General features: G+C 68.6%; 20 protein-coding genes. 16 read left to right on the top strand and 4 right to left on the bottom strand.

What is annotated here, in order from left to right; translation table 11 throughout:
- Nucleotides 1-82 precede the first annotated feature (82 nt).
- Both AC07OZ_RS03755 and AC07OZ_RS03750 read right to left on the bottom strand, forming a co-directional pair.
- Nucleotides 83-475, bottom strand: a complete 393-nt coding sequence (locus tag AC07OZ_RS03755) for a lysozyme inhibitor LprI family protein (RefSeq protein WP_495465810.1) — start codon at nucleotides 473-475, stop codon at nucleotides 83-85.
- A 50-nt stretch (nucleotides 476-525) separates the two neighbouring features.
- The gene (locus AC07OZ_RS03750) at nucleotides 526-1065 is read right to left on the bottom strand and encodes a hypothetical protein (RefSeq protein WP_495465809.1); all 540 of its coding nucleotides are present in this window, start codon (nucleotides 1063-1065) and stop codon (nucleotides 526-528) included.
- 105 nt (nucleotides 1066-1170) lie between these two features.
- On the opposite strand from AC07OZ_RS03750, the gene AC07OZ_RS03745 reads away from it, so the two are divergent.
- The 15 genes from AC07OZ_RS03745 to AC07OZ_RS03675 all read left to right on the top strand — a co-directional run bounded on the left by AC07OZ_RS03745 (nucleotide 1171) and on the right by AC07OZ_RS03675 (nucleotide 17363).
- A complete protein-coding gene (locus AC07OZ_RS03745) occupies nucleotides 1171-1476 on the top strand; it encodes an NIPSNAP family protein (RefSeq protein ID WP_495465808.1) in 306 nt (101 codons plus the stop codon).
- Nucleotides 1477-1681: 205 nt separating this feature from the next.
- Entirely contained in the window at nucleotides 1682-3352 is a 1671-nt protein-coding gene (locus AC07OZ_RS03740) for a lectin (protein WP_495465807.1), read from the top strand.
- A gap of 91 nt (nucleotides 3353-3443) precedes the next feature.
- Nucleotides 3444-4328 (top strand): hypothetical protein, encoded by an 885-nt coding sequence (locus AC07OZ_RS03735; protein ID WP_495465806.1) that lies wholly within the window; start codon nucleotides 3444-3446, stop codon nucleotides 4326-4328.
- A 153-nt stretch (nucleotides 4329-4481) separates the two neighbouring features.
- Nucleotides 4482-4751, top strand: coding sequence for a hypothetical protein (locus AC07OZ_RS03730; protein WP_495465805.1), 270 nt, complete (start codon nucleotides 4482-4484; stop codon nucleotides 4749-4751).
- Nucleotides 4752-4854: 103 nt separating this feature from the next.
- Entirely contained in the window at nucleotides 4855-5835 is a 981-nt protein-coding gene (locus tag AC07OZ_RS03725; RefSeq protein ID WP_495465804.1) for a Tll0287-like domain-containing protein, read from the top strand.
- A complete protein-coding gene (locus AC07OZ_RS03720; protein ID WP_495465803.1) occupies nucleotides 5832-7163 on the top strand; it encodes a serine/threonine-protein kinase in 1332 nt (443 codons plus the stop codon). Before AC07OZ_RS03725 ends, AC07OZ_RS03720 begins: the two co-directional genes overlap by 4 nt.
- A 145-nt stretch (nucleotides 7164-7308) precedes the next feature.
- Nucleotides 7309-9663 (top strand): helicase C-terminal domain-containing protein, encoded by a 2355-nt coding sequence (locus tag AC07OZ_RS03715; RefSeq protein ID WP_495465802.1) that lies wholly within the window; start codon nucleotides 7309-7311, stop codon nucleotides 9661-9663.
- A gap of 33 nt (nucleotides 9664-9696) precedes the next feature.
- Complete coding sequence (locus AC07OZ_RS03710; RefSeq protein ID WP_495465801.1) at nucleotides 9697-10779, top strand: zinc-binding metallopeptidase family protein; 1083 nt, start codon at nucleotides 9697-9699, stop codon at nucleotides 10777-10779.
- Nucleotides 10776-11669 (top strand): transglutaminase-like domain-containing protein, encoded by an 894-nt coding sequence (locus AC07OZ_RS03705; protein ID WP_495465800.1) that lies wholly within the window; start codon nucleotides 10776-10778, stop codon nucleotides 11667-11669. The genes AC07OZ_RS03710 and AC07OZ_RS03705 overlap by 4 nt, the downstream gene beginning before the upstream one ends.
- Before the next feature lie 225 nt (nucleotides 11670-11894).
- Nucleotides 11895-12623, top strand: coding sequence for a GntR family transcriptional regulator (locus AC07OZ_RS03700; RefSeq protein WP_495465799.1), 729 nt, complete (start codon nucleotides 11895-11897; stop codon nucleotides 12621-12623).
- 88 nt (nucleotides 12624-12711) lie between these two features.
- Nucleotides 12712-13686 carry a Bug family tripartite tricarboxylate transporter substrate binding protein gene (locus tag AC07OZ_RS03695; protein WP_495465798.1) on the top strand — a complete coding sequence of 325 codons (975 nt, stop codon included), beginning with the start codon at nucleotides 12712-12714 and terminating at the stop codon, nucleotides 13684-13686.
- 96 nt (nucleotides 13687-13782) lie between these two features.
- The gene (locus AC07OZ_RS03690) at nucleotides 13783-15153 is read left to right on the top strand and encodes an MmgE/PrpD family protein (protein WP_495465797.1); all 1371 of its coding nucleotides are present in this window, start codon (nucleotides 13783-13785) and stop codon (nucleotides 15151-15153) included.
- 36 nt (nucleotides 15154-15189) lie between these two features.
- Nucleotides 15190-16176: a zinc-binding dehydrogenase gene (locus AC07OZ_RS03685; RefSeq protein WP_495465796.1), complete on the top strand. Its 987-nt coding sequence runs from the start codon at nucleotides 15190-15192 to the stop codon at nucleotides 16174-16176.
- Between the two features lie 20 nt (nucleotides 16177-16196).
- Nucleotides 16197-17057: an ABC transporter substrate-binding protein gene (locus AC07OZ_RS03680; RefSeq protein ID WP_495465795.1), complete on the top strand. Its 861-nt coding sequence runs from the start codon at nucleotides 16197-16199 to the stop codon at nucleotides 17055-17057.
- 75 nt (nucleotides 17058-17132) lie between these two features.
- On the top strand, nucleotides 17133-17363 hold the full coding sequence (locus AC07OZ_RS03675; RefSeq protein WP_377155107.1) for a DUF2789 domain-containing protein: 231 nt from the start codon (nucleotides 17133-17135) through the stop codon (nucleotides 17361-17363).
- 143 nt (nucleotides 17364-17506) lie between these two features.
- On the opposite strand, the gene AC07OZ_RS03670 is transcribed toward AC07OZ_RS03675, so the two are convergent.
- Complete coding sequence (locus tag AC07OZ_RS03670; protein WP_495465794.1) at nucleotides 17507-18685, bottom strand: zinc-dependent alcohol dehydrogenase; 1179 nt, start codon at nucleotides 18683-18685, stop codon at nucleotides 17507-17509.
- Between the two features lie 81 nt (nucleotides 18686-18766).
- Nucleotides 18767-19153, bottom strand: coding sequence for a response regulator (locus tag AC07OZ_RS03665; protein WP_495465793.1), 387 nt, complete (start codon nucleotides 19151-19153; stop codon nucleotides 18767-18769).
- Nucleotides 19154-19209: 56 nt separating this feature from the next.
- Here AC07OZ_RS03665 and AC07OZ_RS03660 point away from each other — a divergent pair, with 56 nt between their 5' ends.
- Nucleotides 19210-22077, top strand: coding sequence for a hybrid sensor histidine kinase/response regulator (locus AC07OZ_RS03660; protein ID WP_495465792.1), 2868 nt, complete (start codon nucleotides 19210-19212; stop codon nucleotides 22075-22077).
- Nucleotides 22078-22204: the final 127 nt, after the last annotated feature.

The raw sequence follows: 22204 nt of genomic DNA, 5'->3' as shown, positions 1-22204 counted from the left end.
CCGCGCCTCCCGAACGCCACATGAAACCAATGCTTCTGCATTACTCGCTGCCGATAGCGGTGGCCTGTTTTGACAACCTGACCTACCGACGGTCACGCGAGGCGCCGCCCTCCGCCAGCTCAGCGATGCGCTGACGCACCTTCGCGGTCATGCATTCATTCAACCATTGGGTCTGTGCACTACCGCCCTCCCCGGGCTCTCCCTCGTCCACGTCCTTCACACATGCCCGCAGCAGTTGACTCCTCCAGGCAGCCTGCTCTGCTGCCAGAGCGTTCCGAGCCGGAGCAGGGGTTCGGGCGAGAACTGACTGAAAAACCTTGGACATGCGCGCGTCCGCAGCCTTGAACTCCAGCTTTGCGCACTCGTTCAGGAAATACTGAGCGTCTTCGCTGCCGCACGGCACGCCGTCCACAACCAATGCAGACCGTTCAGCGAAGGCCGCTGCGGGCCAGATCGCCAGAAGGGCGAGAAGCATCGAAGAAAAGGCTGGCGCGAGGCCTGCGCGTTGAATGCGCACCGGACGCCCTACTTCGCCGCGCCGAGATAGGCGCCGACGAGACTCTTCGCGATGTCGCTCGCCACCAGGCGATCCAAGGTCTCCTTCGTCAGCGGGTCCGACTGCTCCTTCTTGAACGTCTCCTGGCCAATCACGTAGCTGGTGCCCGCCGGAGCTTCCCTCTTCTCGGCGGTGACCGGATTGACCCGAAGCGTGCTCATGAATTGATGCGTCTGCTGATCCGCGTACATGGAGGCACTGACGATCAGATTGCAACCCTCCTGTTGCGCCTTCTTCAAGAGGCGATCCGTGTTGACAGTCATATCGGTCGCCTCCACGGGATGGGGCATCTCGATCACCCTTCGGCCAGCCCCCTTGAACTCCGCGGACACGAACTGACCGAACGTGTTGTTCAGTTGATTCCACATCCGATTGACCTGCGGATCGCTGGAGGACATGTTTTTCCCTCGGCTGAAGACGACCACGCATTTGGATTCGGAAGCTTCCTGCGCATGTGTGGAACCGGAGGCCAATGCCAAAAGGATGCTCAACGGAAGAGTGAAGCGCATGAAGGTAGGTGTGAGAGAGGGCGGACTGGATCCTAGCCGACGTGGCGGAGCGACGAACGGCGGTGAGCGAGCGGTGACACCAAGTGTCCGCGTCACAATCGCCCCATGATCACCTGCCATCTCCGCTACGTCCTCGATCCCTACAAGCTCAAGGAGTTCGAGCACTACGGCAAGCTGTGGATTCCGCTCGTGCGCAAGTTCGGCGGCGTGCACCACGGGTATCTGCTGCCTTCGGAGGGCGCGAACAACATCGCGCTCGCGTCCTTCTCCTTCCCGTCGCTCGCCGCGTACGAGGACTACCGGACCCGGTCCCTGGACGATCCGGCGTGTCAGGCCGCCTTCCGGTATGCCGAAGAGACACGCTGCATCCTCAGCTACGAGCGCACGTTCTTCCGGCCAGTATTCGACTGAACGGCTCGGACCGGTGCCAGGTCTTGACGGGCTGCCGTTTCGGCGGATGACGCGCCGACTGCCTCCGAAGAGGTAGCGCCCCGCGCAAGCCTCGTTGCGTGTCTGCAAGCATTGCAACGCGACCCCCTGGCGCGCGTCACTTCGACGCACCTCGAAACAGGCGTGGCCAGAGGCTCCCTACAGTGGCTCCACTTCGACGCCGGTCATGGCGTCCCTGCTGGAGACCGCCTTGACCTTGTCCCGCCGTACCTTCCTGGGCACCGCCGCCGCTGGCGTCGCTGCTTCCACGCTGCCGTTGTCCAGCACCATCGCCGCCAGTCCGGTCGGCGACGTCGTCGGCAAGATCACCGTGGGCTACCAGGGCTGGTTCGCCTGCGCTGGCGACAACGCGCCGATCAACGGCTGGTGGCACTGGGCACAGGACTGGAGCCGCACGCCCTCCCCGACCAATCGCGCCATCATCTCGTGGCCCGACATGCGCGAGTACGCCTCCGGCTACACCACCGCCTTCGCCAGGCTCGGCAACGGCGGACCGGCCACGCTGTTCTCGTCCTACGACCAGTCCACCGTCGACACGCACTTCCGCTGGATGCAGCAGAACGGCTGCGACACCGCCGCGCTGCAGCGCTTCAACCCCAACGGCGGCGAAGGCGCGACCCGCGACGCGATGGCGTTGAAGGTGCGCAGCGCCGCCGAGTCCTATGGCCGCAAGTTCTACGTCATGTACGACGTGAGCGGCTGGCGCAACATGCAGCCCGAGATCAAGGCGGACTGGCTGAACAAGATGTCCGCGCTGGTGGCGTCGTCGGCCTACGCGCGCCAGAACGGCAAGCCGGTCGTGGGCATCTGGGGCTTCGGCTTCAACGACGACAACCATCCCTGGTCCGCCGCCGCCTGCCTGGACGTGATCAACTGGTTCAAGAGCCAGGGCTGCTACGTGATGGGCGGCGTGCCGACCTACTGGCGCGAAGGCAAGAACGATTCGCGCGCCGGCTACGGCGACGTCTATCACGCGCTGAACATGATCTCGCCGTGGATGGTCGGCCGCATCGGCGACGTGGCAGGGTCCGACTGGTTCTACCAGAACGTCAACCGCGCCGACCAGGCCGACTGCAATGCGCGCGGCATCGATTACCAGCCCTGCGTCCTGCCCGGCGACCTGAGCGTGCGCCAGCGAGCGCACGGCGACTTCATGTGGCGCCAGTTCTACAACATGGTCCGGGTCGGCGCGCAGGGCATCTACATCTCGATGTTCGACGAGTTCAACGAGGGCAACCAGATCGCCAAGACCGCCGAGACCGCGGCCTTCGTGCCCGCGGGCTCGGGCATCCTCGCCCTGGACGAGGACGGCACGGCCTGCTCGTCCGACTACTACCTTCGCCTGACCAACGACGGCGGCCGCATGCTGAAGGGCCAGCTGCCGCTGACCCCGACGCGCCCCACACAACCGGTGGTCGGCACCACGACCCCGACGACGCAGGTCGTGACGCTGCGCGCCCGCGTGAACAACCGCTACGTGACGGCGGAGAACGCCGGCGGCGCGGCGCTGATCGCCAACCGCGACGCCATCGGCGGCTGGGAACAGTTCGACCTGCTGGACGCCGGCAGCGGCAACATCGCGCTGCGCGCGCATGCCAACGGCAAGCTGGTCTGTGCCGAGAACGGCGGCGGCTCCGCCCTGATCGCCAACCGGACCGCGATCGGGCCGTGGGAGTCGTTCAAGCTGATCCGCAACGCGAATGGCTCGGTGACGCTGCAGTCGATCGCCAACAACCGCTACGTCACGGCCGAAAACGCCGGCGCCGCCTCGCTCATCGCGAACCGCACGGCGATCGGGGTGTGGGAGCAGTTCGACCTGATCACGGCGGGACGCTGACACAGCCGCGCCCGCACGTCGTCGCCAGTGTTGACGATGACGGGTTCCCCACCGCGGCGTATACCGGCAGCCACCACACCGGGGGGATGCCATGGGTCAACTGATCGCCAAGAAGTATCCGACGAAGCTCTTTCTGAAGGCCGCGGATCACACTTACGTCGAATGCGGGTCGGGCGCCAAGGCCTGGGCTTGCTGGGGAGGAAAGAGCGGGGGCACCGCCTTCAACGGCGGCAGCGGGAGCACGGCCCGTGCCGACGCGATTGCGCAGCCCGACGAACGCGCCAACATCACCTGCTATCTCATCAACGGGGTGTGTCACCAGGCGGCCAACCGCATCCTGCTACCGGCCGGGATCCTGGTCGTCGGCGCCAAGGGATACAGCGTCTCGCAAGCGATCTTCGGGGCCTACGGGAAGTCCGTGATCGGCCCCTGTCACGGCAACTTCGCCCAGTATCCCGACGTGTCGGGCGATCTTGAGCAATGTGCCTCGGCGCTCTCCCTGCAGAGCGTCCCGGCTCCGACGGCGAAGCAGGCCCAGCGACAGGGGGCGGCGCGCTCCCGGCTGCTGACGCTGCACAAGCGCGCCGCCAACGCCACGGATGCGCTGGAATCCATGCAGGTGCACGCCAGCGCGTTCGAACGCCAGGTGAGCACGGCGCTGGCCGCCGATCCTTCTCCGACATTGAGCGCCGGCCTGCGTCAGGCCAAGGTCAACGCGGACATGGAGCATCTGCGTCTGTGCCAGAACTTTGCGCTGCAGGAGACGGACGCGGTCGCTTTTGTCAAGGACTTCAACCGGATGACGCTCGACTTCCAGGACAACATGGCCAATGCCATGAACAAGACCCAATACCTTAAAGTCTTCGACACCACTCCCGACGAGAGGATCTATCTTGCGGACCCCGAGATTCTGGACGAGGTGTTCGGGCCTGGCACGGCACTGGCCGTCTACGGCGACAACCTGCAACCGCGCTGAACCGCGCCTGCGGCCGTGACGGGGTCGGTCGACCACGGTCCGCGGATCGATCAGCGGACCTACGAACGCGCCGTCGTCGCCTTGCATCAGGCGGCCGCATCGGAGGCGGGTCGCCTGGATCACGCTGAGATCCGGCGCCGGGAACTGGACCTGATGATCGACTTCCGACTCGGGCAGCACTTCCCTCTCGACCGGCGTGACCAGTTATGGGAAGTCCAGCAGCGGATCGACCGCAAACATCTGCGACTCGCAGCGTCCTGGATCGCCGGACTGCTCACGCACCACCTGCTCCGCAGACAGGGGACGCACCTGGCGGGGTTTGTGGTCGAGCAGTACGGCCACGTCCTGAACGAGGCCGAACTGGAGGCGTTTTTCGGTGAGGCCGAGGTTCGAGCGCCGGGACTGCCCTTCGACGAGCCCTGATCGCAGGGTTTCTTTTCAATTCCCTGCATCTGTCTTGCGTCGGCTCCCGTAAGTCTCGAGGTTGAGCCCGAACCAGCGCGTCCGGGCACCCTCGAGGACACCCATGAGCCGCATTGACACCGCCAACAGCCGAACCGGCACACGCCCCACGCCCCATCCCTCGGGGCGTGCCCCCGCGCGCGCGCTTGCCTGGTACCGCCTCCCCCACCTCAGCCTGCTGGCGAAGTTCAACCTGATCTTCCTGGCGGTGTTCCTGGTCGGACTGACGGGCACCGGCGTCCTGGCGCGGCGCTGGCTGCAGGATGGCGCGCAGGAGCAGGTCGCCGATCGCGCCCGGCTGCTGATGCGCAGCGCCGGCGCCGTCAACCAGTACACCGCGGACCACATCCGTCCGCTGCTGGAAGGTCAGCTGCGCGAGCGCTTCGTGCCCGAGGCCGTGCCCGCGTTTTCGGCCCACGAGGTGCTCGCCACGCTGTCCAAAGCCTACGAGGACTACAGCTACAAGGCGGCCATGCTCAATCCGACCAACCCGCGCAACCGGGCGGTGAGCTGGGAGGAGGACGTGATCTCGCAGTTCGCGCGCCGGCCCGGATTGACCGAGTTCATCGGACGCCGCGACACGCCGAGTGGCGAAGCGCTCTACATCGCGCGACCGATCCGGATCGGCAACGCGGCCTGCCTCGGCTGCCATGCGTCGCCGCAGACCGCGCCGCCAACGCTGGTCGCTCGATATGGTCCTTCCAACGGCTTCGGCTGGCGCCTCAACGAGACGCTGGGCGCCGAGGTCGTGAGCGTGCCCATGACGCTCCCGTTGAAGCAGGCGTCGCAGACCTTCTGGCTGGTGATGGGTGCGCTGACGGCGGCGTTCCTCGTCATGGGCGCAGCGCTCAACCTGATGCTCTGGCGCCTGGTGATCCGGCCGGTGACGAGCCTGGCGAGGATCGCGGACCGGGTGTCGCTCGGCGAGGAGGCGCCGCCCTTCGACGTGCGCTCGAACGACGAGATCGGCGTGCTGACCGTGTCCTTCGGGCGCATGCGGCGCAGCATGGATCAGGCGATGGCGATGCTGGAGGGCCGCGCATGACCGACGCGAAAACCCCGGGCGACACGACCTTCCACACCGCCCCGGTGAGCGACCCCGCAAGTGCTCCCCCGAGCGGTCCGGCCCGCATCGGCAAGTACCTCCTCCGCGGCCGGCTCGGCGAAGGCGCGATGGGCGTCGTCTACCGCGCCTTCGATCCGCACATCCAGCGCGAGGTCGCCATCAAGGTCCTGCGCCGCCAGTTCGAAGACATCGCCGGAGAGACGCCTCCCGAGGACTCGATCACCGCGCGCTTCCGCAACGAGGCGCGCGCGGTCGGGCGCATCGCGCATCCCGGCGTCGTGACCATCTACGACTTCGGCGAGGTCACCGAGGCGGCGGCTTTATCCCCGAACGCCGGCTCGGTTGCCGACACGGGTGCCGATGGCGGCGCGGACATCGTCGCGGGCGCGGGCAGCTTCGCCTTCCTCGTCATGGAGCTGGTCGACGGCCGCGGGCTCGATCAGATGATCAAGATCGCGAGGCCCCCGCTGGCCTGGTCGCTCGACGTGATGGACCAGTTGCTGGACGCGCTCGGCTGCGCGCACGATCGCGGCGTCTGGCACCGCGACATCAAGCCCGGCAACCTGCTCATCACCCGCGACAACCGCGTGAAGCTGACCGATTTCGGCATCGCGCGCATCGCGGACCGCCACCTCACGCAGGTCGCGTCGCAGATCGGGACGCCCGGCTACATGGCGCCGGAGCAGTACCTCGGCGGTCCGATCGACCACCGCGCTGACCTCTTCGCCTGCGGCGTGCTGCTGTACCGGCTGACGACGGGACGCTCGCCCTTCAGCGGCGCGCCCGAGGCGGTGATGTACCAGACACTGCATCAGGAGCCGGCGGCGCCTAGCGCGCTCCGGCCAGGCGAACTGCCGGCGGCGCTGGACGCCGTCGTTCGTCGCGCGATGGCCCGGGATCCGCGCCATCGCTTCGCCGACGCGGCAGCCATGCGCGCGGCGCTCGCGGACATCGCAGCGGCCGGCGGCCTGGCGACGGGGTTGGCCGACAGCTTTGGCGATCGCACGCTGGTCCAGCCTCGCCACGATTCGGCTGCGAACCCGATCGCCACGTCGACTGGAGGTTCCGGCGCAGCATCAAGCGCAGCGCGGCGTCTCGATGCCGCCCTCGTCTCCCAGGTCGAGCGCGCCCTCGCGACGCACATCGGGCCGCTGGCCAGGCATCTGGTCTCGCGCGACCTCGCGCACAGCGCCAACGTCGAGGAGCTCTCGCGGTCTCTCGCGCGCCACATCACCGACGCGCCGGAGCGGGAGCAGTTCATCGCGACCGCCGCAGCGCTGGCAGCCGCGGCCGGCAAGTCGCCATGAGGCGTCGACGCCGGGAGTCGTCGTCGGAACCCACCAGGATCTTGAGGATCTCCAGAACCGTGAGGACCATGAGCGTGAGAAGCCAGCGCCGGCGGAGATTTGCGATACTGTATGCATCAACAGTGATCACACCTGACCCCTCCCCGTGCCCTACACCGTCGCCGTCCGCGAGCTCTGCGAGTTCACCGCCAAGCAAGGCGACCTGGACCTGCGCTTCACGCCCGCGCCGACGGCGCAGGAAGGGATCGCCGGACATGCGCTCGTGTACGAGCGCCGGGGGCCGGGCTACCGACGGGAACTGACGCTCAGCGGCGAGTTCGGCGAGCTCCACGTGCGTGGCCGCGCTGATGGCTTCGATCCGGACCGCGGACGCCTCGAGGAGATCAAGACCTTCCGCGGCAGCCTCGATCGCCAGCGGCCCACGCACCGCCGGCTGCACTGGGCCCAGGCCAAGGTCTACGCGTGGCTGCTGTGCCAGGCCGAATCGCTGCCGGAGATCGAGGTCGCGCTGGTCTACCTGGACGTCGGCAGCCAGGAGGAGACGGTCCTGATCGAGCGCTGCACGGCGGCGGAACTGCGCGCGCATTTCGAAGCGCTGTGCGAGCGCTTTCTCGCGTGGGCCGTCCTTGAGCTCGATCACCGGGCGCGACGTGACGTGGCGCTGCAGTCGCTGAGCTTCCCGTTCGGCGATTTCCGCATCGGGCAGCGGCCGCTCGCCGAAGCGGTCTACCGCGCGGCGGCATCCGGCCGATGCCTGCTTGCTCAGGCGCCGACCGGCATCGGCAAGACGATGGGCACGATCTTCCCGTTGCTGAAGGCCGCGCCGGCGCAGCGCATCGACAAGGTCTTCTTCCTGGCGGCGAAGACCTCGGGACGACAGACCGCGCTGGATGCAATCGAGCGGCTGGTCGATCGCGACGATGCATCGAAGCCGTCGAAGACATCGGTGCCGCTGCGCGTGCTCGAACTCGTGGCGCGCGACAAGGCCTGCGAGCACCCGGACCTGGCGTGCAACGGCGAGTCCTGTCCGCTGGCCAAAGGCTTCTACGATCGCCTGCCCGCCGCGCGGACGGCGGTGCTGAAGATCAGCCCAACGGCTGGCGAAGAAGCTGGCCACGAGACCGGCGTCGCACTGACGCGGGCCGCCGTGCGCGAGGCGGCGCTGGCCCACGCCGTCTGCCCGTACTACCTGAGCCAGGAGCTGGCGCGCTGGGCCGACGTGGTGGTCGGGGACTACAACTACTACTTCGACCATGGCGCACTGCTCCACGGCCTGACGCAGGTGAACCAGTGGCGCATCGGACTGCTCGTCGACGAGGCGCACAACCTCGTCGAGCGCGGCCGCAAGATGTTCAGCGCGACGCTGTCGCCCGAGCGCCTGTTCCAGGCACGGCGGTCTTCGAGCGCTTCGGCATCACCCCTCGTCCGCAAGGCGCTCGACAAGGTGCGCCGCTGCTGGCGCGCGATCGACAAGGCGCAGACCGAGCCCTACGCGGCCTACGAGGCGTTCCCGGAAGCGTTGCTGAGCGCGCTCCAGCACAGCATCGGCGTGGTCGCCGAACATCTGGCCGCTCATCCGGAAGATGTCGACCCTGAGCTGCTCGACTTCCATTTCGAGGCGCTGCACATGACCCGCGCGGTGGAGTCCTTCGGCCCGCATTCGCTGGTCGATGTCCAGAAGCCGGCCAGCGTCAACGGCAAGGCCGCACCGTCGATCATCTGCATCCGCAACATCGTCCCCGCGCCGTTCCTGAAGCCGCGCCTGGCGGCGGCGCACACGAGCACGCTGTTCTCCGCCACGCTGCAGCCGCAGGCCTTCCACGCGGACCTGCTGGGACTGCCGGAGAACCACGCGAGCGTCGAGGTGCCCTCGCCCTTCGATGCGAACCAGCTGCAGGTGCATGTGGCCTCGCACATCTCCACGCGCTATCAGCATCGGCGCGCCTCGCTGCAGCCGATCGCCGACCTGATCGCGGCGCAGTACCGCGCCGCGCCCGGCAACTACCTGGCGTTCCTCAGCAGCTACGACTACCTTGAACAGGTGGCGGACCTGCTCGGCGAACGCCACTCCGACGTCCCGCAATGGCGCCAGTCGCGCCGCATGAGCGAAGGCGAACAGCGCCTGTTCCTCGACCGTTTCACCGAAGACGGTCGCGGCGTCGGCTTCGCGGTGCTGGGCGGCGCCTTCGCAGAGGGCGTCGATCTGCCGGGCCGGCGACTCATCGGCGCCTTCCTGTCGACGCTCGGCCTGCCGCAGGTCAACGCCGTCAACGAGCAGATCCGCGCGCGCATGGAGAAGCTCTTCGGCGCGGGTTACGACTACACCTACCTCTACCCGGGTTTGCAGAAAGTCGTGCAGGCGGCGGGGCGGGTGATCCGCACGACCGAGGACCGCGGCGTCGTCCATCTGATCGACGACCGCTTCGCGCGGGCCGAGGTGCAGCGTTTGCTGCCGGCGTGGTGGGCTCAGCCGGGGACCGCGAGACACGCCAGGGAGTGAGTCGGGCCCCATGCTTGCCAGAGGCAGGCTGACATGAGCTCCCCTCGCCTCTACCGCTGCACCTGCGGCCACCGCCTCTACTTCCGCAACAGCGCCTGCCTGGCCTGTGCGGCGCCGCTCGGCTTCCTGCCGGACGATCTCGCGCTGCACGCGCTGCTGCCCGGCCCGACCACCGCGACCTGGCGCATCGCCGGCGTGGACGGGGTCTTCACCCGTTGCGCGAACTTCCACACCGCGGCTGGCTGCAACTGGCTGCTGCCGCTGGATGACAGACGTAAGGGACATCTCTGCGTCGCCTGCGCGCTCAACCGCACCATTCCGGATCTATCGGACCCCATCAACGCCGAACTCTGGGGCCGCATGGAGCGCGCCAAGCGGCGGCTGGTGTCGCAGCTCCTCGGGCTGCACCTGCCGGTGGTGCCCAAGTTCGAGGCACCCGATCGCGGGCTCGCCTTCGACTTCCTGCGCACCCTGCCCGGCCAGCCGCGCGTGATGACCGGCCACGCCTGGGGCGTCATCACCATCAACATCGAGGAAGCCGACGACGCCCAGCGCGAAGCCGCCCGGCAACGCATGCGCGAGTCCTACCGGACGCTGCTCGGGCATTTCCGCCACGAGATCGGTCATTACTACTGGGACCGCCTGGTCGCGGGCACCTCCTGGCACGAGCCCTTCCGCCTGCTGTTCGGCGATGAACGCCAGGACTACGCCGGCGCGCTTCAACGCCATCACAACACCGGCCCGCCGGCCGACTGGCCGCAGCGCTTCATCACCTCGTACGCCAGCGCGCATCCGTGGGAGGATTGGGCGGAGACCTGGGCGCACTACCTGCACCTGCGCGACACCATCGACACCGCCGGCAGCTTCAAGCTGCTGAGCACCGTCGACGACAAGCGCCCCGGTCCCTACGGACTCGACGCCCTCTGGTCCCCGGAGCACGCCACCGGCCCCGATTTCCTGCGCCTGCTGCGCGACTGGCTCGCCATCACCAGCGTGATGAACGAGATGTCCCGCGCAATGGGGCAGCCCGACTTCTATCCCTTCGTGCTGCAGCGCCGGGTCGTCCCGAAGCTGCACTTCATCCATTGCGTCGTCGAGCACGGCAGGACCTCATGATTCGCCTCGATCTCCACTTCGAACTGGACTACCGGATAGCCTCGCCGTACGGCGACTTCGTGTTCAACATCCAGCCGGCCCACACGGCGGCGCAGCGCGTCCTGCAGGAGAGCGTCGTGCTGACGCCCGACGTGCCGTGGCGCTCGGAGACGGTCGCCAGCACGCGCAACCGCCTGTTGCGCGTGCGCGCGCCGCAAGGGGACTTCCACGTGACCTACACCGCGAGCGTCACGATCGAGCACGGCATCAGCGAACCGGCCTTCATCGAGGAATGCCCGATCGACCAGTTGCCCGTCGAGCTGCTGTCCTATCTGGCGCCGAGCCGCTATTGCGAATCCGATCGGCTCGTCTCGTGGGCCGAGGCCGAGTTCAGTCACCTGCAGCCGGGATACTCGCGCGCCGCCGCGATCGCGGCGTGGGTGCAGCGGCACATCGCCTACGCGCCGCTGGGGTCGACCACGCAGACCTCCGCGCTCGATACGCTGACGGACCGCGTCGGCGTCTGCCGGGACCAGGCGCACGTGATGATCGCGCTCTGCCGCGCGCTCTCGATGCCGGCGCGCTACGTGACCGGCACGGACTACGGCGCCGATCCGACCAAGGCGCCGGACTTCCACGCCTATGTCGAGGTCTACCTCGGCAAGCGCTGGTACATCTTCGACGCGTCAGGCAATGGCATCCCGATGGGGTTCGTCCGCATCGGCACCGGGCGCGACGCGGCGGACGTGCCCTTCGCGACGATGTTCGGGCAGATCCAGGCGCCGTTCGCGCCGCTGGTGCGGGCCAGCGCCTGCGGCGGTCCCGGGTTGCGGCTCCCCGTCGACGTCGGCAGTGCGCTGTCCACCGACGGCGATTCGGCCGGGTGTCATCTCGCGCCCGCGGCCGCCTGAGCCGTCCGCTCGCGGTTCAGCACTGCCACCGACGCTGGCCCTCACCCCTGCCCTCTCCCGCAAGCGGGAGAGGGAGTAAGAAGGACGCCGGTCGGACTCCCTCTCCCGCTTGCGGGAGAGGGCGGGGGTGAGGGCTGCGGTCTCGGCATGCCGCCATTCGCACCGTGACAGGCACGACCTGAATCTCGGCCTTGCCCCTTTCGTCTAATCGTATACGATAGACGAATGCTCCCCTGGATCACCGACACCTCCCCCGACCTGCTCGCCGACGTGCGGGACACGTCGCTCGCCAAGCTCGTCCGCGACGAGGTGCTGAACGCGATCCTCCGCGGCGACCTGCCGCCGGGGCAGCGCATCAACGAACCCGACGTCGCCGCCCGCCTGCGCGTCTCCCGTGTACCCGTGCGAGAGGCGCTGCGTGAGCTCGAGAGCACCGGCCTGGTCGCCGCGCGCAAGCACGCCGGCGTTTTCGTGCGCGTGCTGGATCCCAAGGAAGTCGCCAATCTCTACGAGCTGCGCAGCCTGCTGGACGGTCACGCCGGCCGCCGCGCCGCGGCGCTCGATCGCCCTCGTCGCGATGCGCTCGTGAAGCGCCTGGTGGCGCTCGGCCGCGAGATGAAGGCCAACGCCCGCCGTCGCGACGTGCAGGCCTATTACGCCGCCAACCTGGCCTTCCACTGGGCCATCGTCGAGGCGACCGACAACGAGCCGCTGACGCGCACCTACCAGGGCATCGTCCAGCAGCTGCACCTGTCGCGGCTGCGGAACCTGTCGCGCGACGTGGGCATGAAGGTCTCCATCCTCGAGCACGACCAGATCGTCGCCGCGCTCGACGACGGCGACGCCGCGCTGTGCCAGCGGCTGCAGGAACACCACGTCAACGCGGCGCACGGCCGGCTGCTGGAGACGGAAGGCAAGAACGACGGCGACCACCCGGGCGACGGCATGAGCTAGGCCGGACCCGGGCGCGCGCCGGCGCACATCCCACCAAAGCAAGAACGAGGGCCATCACAAGAGCCCCGCTTCATCCGGAGACAAATCCATGACGAACCGACGATCCGTGCTGATCGCCGCACCCGCGTTGCTGCTCACCGCAGGGCGCTCGTGGGCGGCGGACACCTTCCCCAGCAAACCGATCCGCTACATCGTGCCCGTGGCCGCGGGCGGCGGCAGCGACTTCATCGGCCGCGCGGTCTGCGAGCGCTGGGGCCATGCGCTGAACCAGACCTTCGTGGTCGACAACATCGGCGGCGGCGGCGGCGTGATCGCCACGCAGGCCACGGCCAAGGCGCCGCCCGACGGCTACACGCTGATGCAGGGCTACGTGGCCACGCACGGCACCAGCCCCGCCACGCGCAAGCTGCCCTACGACGCGGTCAAGGACTTCAGCCCCATCGGCATGATCGGCGGCACGCCCAACGTGCTGGTCGTCAACAGCGCGGTGCCGGTGAACGACCTCAAGGGCTTCATCGAGTACGCCCGCAAGAACCCCGGCAAGCTGAGCTACGGCTCTTCGGGCGTGGGCTCGCTGACGCAGCTCGTGATGGAGCTGTTCAAGCAGCAGGCCGGCGTCTTCATGCTGCACGTGCCCTACCGCGGCATCTCGCCGGCCTTCACCGATCTGATGGGCGGCCAGACCCACGCGATGTTCCCCGGCCTGGCCGCGGCGCTGCCGCACATCCGCTCCGGCCGCGTGAAACCGCTGGCGGTGACCGGCACCGCGCGCAACCCGACGCTCAAGGACGTGCCCACGCTGATCGAAGCCGGCTTCAAGGGCTTCGACGCGATGCAGTGGTACGGCGTCGTCGGCCCGGCGGGCATCCCCCCGGCGCTGGTCAAGCAGCTCAACGCGACGCTGAACACCGTGCTCAAGGCGCCCGACATGCGCGAGAAGCTGGCCGCCGAGGCCGTGGACCCGACGGCCATGAGCCCCGAGCAGTTCGGGCGTCATATCCAGGCCGAGGTGGCCCGATGGACCACGCTGGCCCGCGAACGAAAGATCCAGGTCGACGACTGACCCGCCGACTGACCCGAAGACTGACCCGCCGACCGACGCAGCGACAGACTGGCCGATTCGACGGTCTGAAGAACGATTCAAGGACGAAAGAACCCCATGGCACGCAATACCCAGGTCGCCGCCGACCACAACGCCCCGCCCATCACCCAGATCCTCGCCCGCTACGTGGCCACGCACCCGTCGCGCGGCTGGAGCGACGCGGTGGACCACGAGGCCCATCGCACCTTCATGAACTGGGCCGGCTGCGCCGTCGGTGCCGCCGATCACGAGGCGATGCACGCAGCGCTGGCCGCCGTGCAGATGCTGGAGCCCTCCACACAGGCGAGCGTCCTCGGCCGCGCCGGGAAGGTCGACATGGCCGGCGCCGCGCTGCTCAACGGCATCAGCTCGCACACCTTCGACTTCGACGACACGCACCTGAAGACCATCATCCATCCGGCCGGTCCGGTGGCCTCGGCGGCGCTGGCGCTGGCCGAGCACCTCGGCCTGTCGGGCCGGAAACTGATCGACGCAATGGTCCTGGGCATCGACGTCTCCTGCCGCATGGGCAACCTCGTCTACCCCGAGCACTACGACCGCGGCTGGCACATCACCGGCTCCACCGGCACGCTGGGCGCCGCGGCGGCCTGCGCGCGGCTGCTCGGCCTGGACGAGCACCACACCCAGATGGCGCTGGGCATCGCCGCCTCGCAGCCCGTGGGCCTGCGCGAGCAGTTCGGCACCATGACCAAGCCCTTCCACCCGGGCGGCGCGGCGCGCGCCGGGCTGCTGTCGGCGCTGCTGGCGAAGCACGGCTACACGGCCAGCCCGCGCGCCCTCGAAGCCCCGCGCGGTTTCGCGCAGGTGGTGTCGACGAAGTACGCCTGGAACGAAGCCACCGACGAACTCGGCGAGCGCTTCGAGATCTCCTTCAACACCTACAAGCCCTTCGCCTGCGGCATCGTCATCCATCCGAGCATCGACGCCGCCGTGCAGCTGCGCGAGCAGGGCGTGCGGCCCGAGGACGTCGAGCGCATCGAACTGAAGGTGCATTCGCTGGTGCTGGAACTCACCGGGAAAAAGGAGCCGGCCGACGGGCTGCAAGGCAAGTTCAGCGTCTATCACGGCGTGTCGGCCGGCCTGATCTTCGGCCGCGCCGGCGAGCCCGAGTACGACGATGCGATCGTCAATCGCGAGGATGTCGTGGCGCTGCGCCGCAAGGTGGTGGCGACGATCGACGACAGCATCGACGAGGCCTCGGTCGACATGACGGCCGTGCTGCGCGACGGCCGCCGCGTGCACGTGTTCGTCGAGCACGCGATCGGCTCGCTGCACAAGCCGATGAGCGACGCGGCGCTGGAGGCGAAGTTCCACTCGCAGTCGGACGTCGTCATCGGCGCCGCGCGCAGCGACGCGTTGATCTCGGCCTGCTGGAAGCTCGGCGAACTGGCCGATGTGCGCGAACTGACCACGCTGGCACGGCCCTGAGTTCGATCAGCTTCGATCAGCGGAGACAAGCACACGATGCGCGGCTACACCCTCCAACACCATGACGGCCATGCGGAGCTCCTGCTGCGCGACGACCTGCCCCGCCCTGTCCCCGGCCCCGGTCAGTTACTCGTCCGCGTGCGCGCGGCGGGCCTGAACCGCGGCGAGTTCCTGGCCGGCCACGGCCTTCACGGCGCTGGCGGCGCCCCGAAGCCTGTGGGCGCGGAAGCGGCCGGCGAAGTCGTCGAGGTCGGCGACGGCATCCAGGGGTGGCGCGTCGGCGACCGCGCCATGGGCCGCTGCGCCGGTGGCTTCGCGGACTTCGCGCTGATCAGCGAGGCGGAGGCGCTGCATGTGCCCGAGGCACTCGACTGGATCGAAGCGGGCGCGATCCCGCTGACCTTCCTCGTCGTCTACGACATGCTGGTGGTCCAGGGCCGGTTGAAGGCGGGCGAGACCCTGCTCGTGGCGGGCGGCAGTTCCGGTGTCGGCGTCGCCGCGCTGTCGGCGGCCAAGGCCATCGGCGCGACGGTGATCGCCACGTCGGGCAGCGCGACCAAACTGGCACGGCTGAAGACGCTGGGACTGGACCTCGGCCTCGAGACCCGCGCGCCAGACTTCGCCACCGCGGTGCGCAAGGCGACTGATGGTCGTGGCGCGGACCTCGCCATCGACACCGTCGGCGGCACCGTCTTCGCGGAATGCGTGCGGTCGCTGGGCTTCCAGGGACGGCTGGCCATGGTCGGCTACGTGGACGGTGTGCTCAAGGCCGAGCTCGACCTCGAGGCGCTGCACGCGCGGCGGCTGCATCTGTTCGGTGTCTCGAATAAGCTGCGCACACCGCAGCAGCGCGCGGAACCGGTGCCCGGCTTCAGGACGGACTGGCTGCCGCTGTTCGCCGACGGCCGCCTGCGGCCCGTGGTGGACCGCGTCTTCCGCTTCGAGGAGCTGGCGCAGGCCAAGGCATCGATGGAGCAGGCCGAGCATCTCGGGAAGATCGTGCTGGCGGGCAGCGAGGACTGATCAACCCCAAGGACATCGACATGAACGTTCAACGTCGTGAACTCTGCGCGGCAGGTGCCGCCACGCTGCTGCTGAGCGCCTGCGCGTCGCCGGCAGCTGGATCAAAGGGCGGATCGGACATCGGCTCGGCCAGCGCGGCCGATGCTCGGGCCGCAGCGACCGAGTTGACCGGCAGTGGCAAGCTCCGCGCCGCGATCAACCTCGGCAATCCCATCCTGGCCAGCCGCGGCGCGGACGGCGAGTTGCGCGGCGTTTCCGTCGACCTCGCCCGCGAGGTGGCCCGACGCCTCGACGTGAGCATCGAGCTCGTCGCCTTCAACGCGGCGGGCAAGGTCGTCGAAGCGATCAAGGACAAGCAGGTGGACCTGGCCTTCGTCGCGATCGACCCGCTGCGCGGCGCCGACACCGACTACACGGCGCCCTACGTGATCATCGAAGGTTCCTACCTGGTCCGCAACGACTCGCCGCTGCAGCGCAACGAGGAGGTCGACCGCACGGGCCAGCGCATCGTCGTCGGCCGCGGCAGCGCCTACGACCTCTACCTGACTCGCGAGATCAAGTCCGCCACGCTGGTGCGCGCACCGACGTCGCCGGCGGTGACCGACATGTTCATCGCCGACAAGCTCGATGTCGCCGCGGGTGTGCGTCAGCAGCTCGAAGCCGATGCCCGCCGCGTGGGCGGCGTTCGCCTGCTGCCGGGCCGCTTCATGGTCATCGAGCAGGCGATGGGCGTTCCCAAGGGCCGCGTCGCGGCGCAGCGCTGGCTGAGCGGGTTCGTCGAGGAGATGAAAGCCTCCGGCTTCGTCGCGCAGGCGCTCCGGCGGCACGGGATCGAAGGGGCGCTCGTGGCGCCACCAGGACGCACAGCAGCGGTGTCTTGAATGGAACACTGTCCTACACCGCCGTGATTCGCTTGGCGGTAATCTCATGGGCGACCGCACCTTGAAGGAGACCCCATGGAAGCGACCAACCACCAGTTCCACGAGCTGTTCGACCAGCTCGGCCTGCCCTCCTCCGAGGCCGAGATCCGCGAGTTCATCGGCCAGCACCGCCCCCTGCCCGGCGACGTGAAGATCACCGAGGCCCCGTTCTGGTCCGAGCAGCAGTCGCGCCTGCTCAAGGAACTGCTGCTGCAGGACGCGGACTGGGCGGAAGTTGTCGATCAGCTGAACGTGGCGCTGCACTGATCCAGGCGTCAGTCGCCGAGTGCAGCGTCCTCGGCATCTCGAAGGCACAGAACCTGCCATGGCGCTTCGCACTGGCGAAGCCGGCATTCCTCAGCAGGACGCTCTGAAGGCGCTGGCCGACGGCCTGGGTGCCACACGCGCGATCAGGCGCCGCTGAACGGCGTCAGCACCACCTTGCGGCAGTCCTCTTCCTTCTTGTTGAACAGGTCGTAGCCGCGCGCCGCCTCTTCCAGGGGCAGGCGATGGCTGACGATCAGGTCCGGTTTCAACTCGCCGCTTTCGATGTGCCGCAGCAGCTCCGGCATGTGGCGCTGCGCGTGGGTCTGTCCGCTGGCGAAGCTCAGGCCCTTCTCGAACGCGTCGCCGAAGAGGAAGCCATGGATGAAGCCGGCGTACACGCCGGGCACGCTCACGATCCCGCCGCGGCGGGTCGCGGCGATCGCCCAGCGCAGGGCGGTCCCGCTCGATCCCTCGAGCTTGAGCGTGGCCAGCACCGTCTCGACCGTGCTGCCCTTGGCTTCGAAGCCGACGGCATCGATCGACGCGTCCACGCCGCGGTGATCGGTCTGCTCGACGATGAGCTGCGCCGGATCGTCGACCTGGTCGAAGTCGATCGGCAGCACGCCGTAGGTCTCTTTCGCGAAGGCCAGGCGATACGAGTGGTGATCCACCATGAAGATGCGCTCCGCCCCGAGCAGGCGCGCGCTGGCCGCGGCCATCATGCCGACGGGGCCTGCACCGAAGATGGCGACGCTGGAACCCGGCGTCACCTGCGCGTTCAGTGCCGCCTGGTATCCGGTGGGCAGGATGTCGGAGAGGAAGAGGACCTGTTCGTCGCTCAGCCGCGTGTCCGGAATCACCAGCGGTCCGACGTTCGCCTTGGGCACGCGCACGTACTCGGCCTGACCGCCCGCGTAGCCGCCGTAGAGATGGCTGTAGCCGAAGAGCCCGGCACCGGGCCGGATGTCCTTCTTGTTCAGGATCGCGCCGCGACCGGGATTGGTCGTCTCGCACGCGGCGAACAGCTTGCGTCCGCAGAAGTAGCAGTCGCCGCAGGAGATCGTGAACGGCACGACGACGCGGTCGCCGCGCTTGACGTTGACGACGCCTCGCCCCACCTCCTCGACCACGCCCATGAACTCGTGGCCCAGGATGTCGCCGGACTTCATGTCCGGGATCTTGCCCCGGAAGATGTGCAAGTCCGATCCGCAGATGGCCGTCGCCGTGACGCGCAGGAGGATGTCATCCTCCGCGGCGAGCACGGGATCAGGGACGTTCTCGACGCGCACGTCATGGGCGCCGTGGTAGGTGAGAGCACGCATGGCAGATCTTTCATCGTGGAGGGAGGTGATCCGTGGTCATCAGGCAAGGCGGTCGCCCGCGCAGCGGACGTTCAGGGGCGTTCACCGATAGGCCGCCTCCGCCAGCTCGCACAGCTGTCCGCAGCCGATGGGCTTGCTGACATGGAGATCGAAGCCGGCGCTGGCGACCAGCACGCGGTCGCTGTCCTGGACGCGGGCGGTCAGGGCGACGAGCCTGGCGGGCGCACGATCCTCGGTGCCCCGGATGCACGCCGCGGTCTCGTAGCCGTCCATGCCGGGCATGTCGATGTCGAGCAGGACGAGGCTGGGCCGCAGCAATTCCACCAGCAGGACGGCCTCTGCACCGTCGTAGACGGCGCAGGCACAGAAGCCGCAGGCGTCCAGCAGCGCGACGAGGGTGTCGGCGGCGTCCACGTTGTCGTCGACGACCAGGATGCGGCACGGGGAGGTCGAATGCTTGGGCTCCATGCATCGACAGGGCAAGGCGCGATCCAAGCCCCGCGGCTCAAGTAGCATTCCCGCCCATGAGCCAGCCCGACGCGACGCCTTCGCCTTCCGCCACGGACAGCCTGCGCTGGCTGGACGGCGGTGGGGAGATGCGTGCGCGCATGCGTGCCCTGGCGTGGCGCGACCAGCCGCTGGGACCGCTGGAGACGTGGCCGCAGAGCCTCCGGTCGGCCGTCAGCATCTGCCTGGGATCGCGCTTCCCGATGGTGGTGCTCTGGGGGCCGCGGCTCGTCATGCTCTACAACGACGCGTATGCGCCGCTGCTCGGCGACAAGCATCCCGGCGCGCTGGGGCGCAGCATCCATGAGGTGTGGACCGAGATCGCCGACGTCATCGCGCCGCTGATGGCCGGCGTGATGGCCACCGGCGAGGCGACCTGGATCCCCGACGGCTTCCTCGCGCTGGAACGGCATGGCGCGGCGGAGGAGACCTACTTCTCCTATTCGTTCGGCCCGGTACGGGTGGAGGACGGCAGCGTCGGCGGCATCCTGGCCGTCACGATGGAGACGACGCAGCGCGTCGTCGGCGAGCGGCGGCTGGCCTTCCTCAAGACACTGGCGGACGCCACCGCCGGCGCGGCCGATGCCGTCGAGGTGTGTACCCGGGCGATGGCCACCCTGGACGCCGGCATGCCCGACATCCCGCGGGCCGCGCTGTATCTGCGCGAGCCCGGTCAGGGCGAGCGCCTGGTGGCGCAGACCGCGTCGTCGGGCGGACCGGGAGTCGCCTGGGCCGCCGCCGAGTACACGCAGGAGGCATCACCCCTCCCCGGCTCGATCGCCGTTCCGATCCAGATCGAAGGTCGGAGCGAGCGGCTCGGCACCCTTCTCGTCCTGCTCAATCCGCAGCGGCCGCTGGACGACGACTACCGGGAATTCATCGCGCTGATCGGCCTGCAGGTGGCGCGGTCGATATCGGACCTCAGGGCCCTGGAGCGGGAACGCGCCCGCGTCCACGCGGAACGCGAGCTTCGCCGGATCTTCGAGCAGGCGCCCAGCTTCGTGTGCATCCTGAAGGGCCCGGACCATGTGTTCGAGTTCGTCAACCACGCCCACCTGCGCCTGTTCAACAGCGCGGCCTGGCTCGGCAAGCCCGCGCGGGAGGCCTTCCCCGACATCGCCGGGCAGGGTTACTTCGAGCAGCTCGACGAGGTGTTCCGGACCGGCAACCGCTTCGTCGCCGCGTCGGCGCCGGTGCGCTACCGCTACGCCCCCGACAGCGAGGAGGATGAACGCCTGCTGGACTTCATCTACGAGCCGATCCGCGACGAGAGCGGCCGCGTCACCGGCGTGTTCTGCGAAGGCTTCGACGTGACCGCGCAGCGGCGCGCCGAGGCGGCCCTCGACTCGGCCCTGAAGCAGACGGAAGGGCAGCGCCGTCTGTACGAGGCCATCCTGGCCAACACGCCGGACCTGGCCTATGTCTTCGATCTGTCCCACCGCTTCGTCTACGCCAACGAGGTGCTGCTGCGGATGTGGGGCAAGACCTGGCACGAGGCGATCGGCAGGAACTGCCTGGAACTGGGCTACGAGCCCTGGCATGCGGCCATGCACGACGAGGAGATCGATCGTGTCGTCGCGACGGGCCAGCCGGTCCGCGGCGAGGTGCCGTTCGCCGGCGCCTTCGGCCGGCGCATCTACGACTACATCTTCGTGCCCGTGTTCGGTCCGGGCGGCGAGGTGATCGCCGTCGCCGGCACCACGCGCGACATCACCGAGATCAAGGCGATGGAGGAGACGCTGCGCCGCCAGGCGGACCAGTTGCGGGAGAACGACCAGCGCAAGGACGAGTTCCTCGGCATCCTCGCGCACGAACTGCGCAATCCGCTGGCGCCGCTGAAGAACGGCCTGGAAGTGTTCCGCCGCCTGGCGTCGCGGGACGAGCCCGCCCTCCAGAAGGTGCAGGCCATGATGGACCGCCAGCTGGTGCAGATGGTGCGCCTCATCAACGACCTGCTGGACGTCACGCGCATCTCCAGCGGCAAGATCCGCATGAGCCGGTCGCGCCTGGCGCTGGCCGAGGTGCTGCAGGCGGCCGTCGAGACCAGCCAGCCGGCGATCGATCACCAGGGGCACACCCTGACCCTCTCCGCGCCCGGCCGCCCCGTCTTCGTCGAGGCCGACGCGACGCGGCTGGCGCAGGTGTTCCTGAACCTGCTGACCAACGCGGCCAAGTTCACCCCGCCTGGCGGGCACATCCGGATCACGACCGAGCGTCACGGAAGCGACGTCGTCGTCACGGTCCGCGATGACGGCGAAGGCATCCCGCCGGACATGCTGTCGCGCATCTTCGACATGTTCGTCCAGGTGGACCGCCCGCTGGAGCGCGATCGCGAACGGAGCGGGCTGGGGATCGGGCTGTCGCTCGCCAGAGGCCTGGTCGAGCTCCACGGCGGCAGCATCGAGGCCCGCAGCGACGGCCCGGGCCGAGGCAGTGAATTCATCGTGCGGCTGCCGGCGGCGGTCGACGCCGACCGGCCGGACAGCGAGGGCGACCGGCCCGACGACCTGCAGACCGTCGACGAGCGCCGCGTGCTGATCGCCGACGACAACGTCGACGCCGCGGACAGCCTGGCCCTCCTGGTCGAACTCATGGGCGCCACGCCGCGCGTCGCCCGCGACGGTCTGGACGCCGTCGCACAGGCCGAGCGATTTCAACCGGAGCTGGTGCTGCTCGATCTCGGCATGCCGGGGCTCAACGGGTTTGAAGCCTGCGCCAGGATCAAGGGCGAGCCCTGGGGACGCGACATGGTGGTGGTGGCGCTCACCGGCTGGGGGCAGGAGAAGGATCGCCTGCAGTCGCGCGCGGCGGGCTTCGATGCGCACCTCGTGAAGCCGGTGAGCGCAGACGCGATCAAGGGCCTGATGGCGGGCTTCAAGCCGTAGCCTTGCTTTGCCCATTCATCGCCTCCCAGGCAGGATTGGGCAAAACTCAGGCAGCTTCGTGCGTTGCCCGGATCCGTGCCGCGGCGAACAATCCGCTCCATCGACACGAATCCTCGTTCACCCCTTG

It is taken from the genome of Roseateles sp. GW821-FHT09G03 (assembly GCF_059416045.1).
Note: the sequence above shows the minus strand (reverse complement) of the source record. Positions and strands in the feature narration are given on the sequence as shown.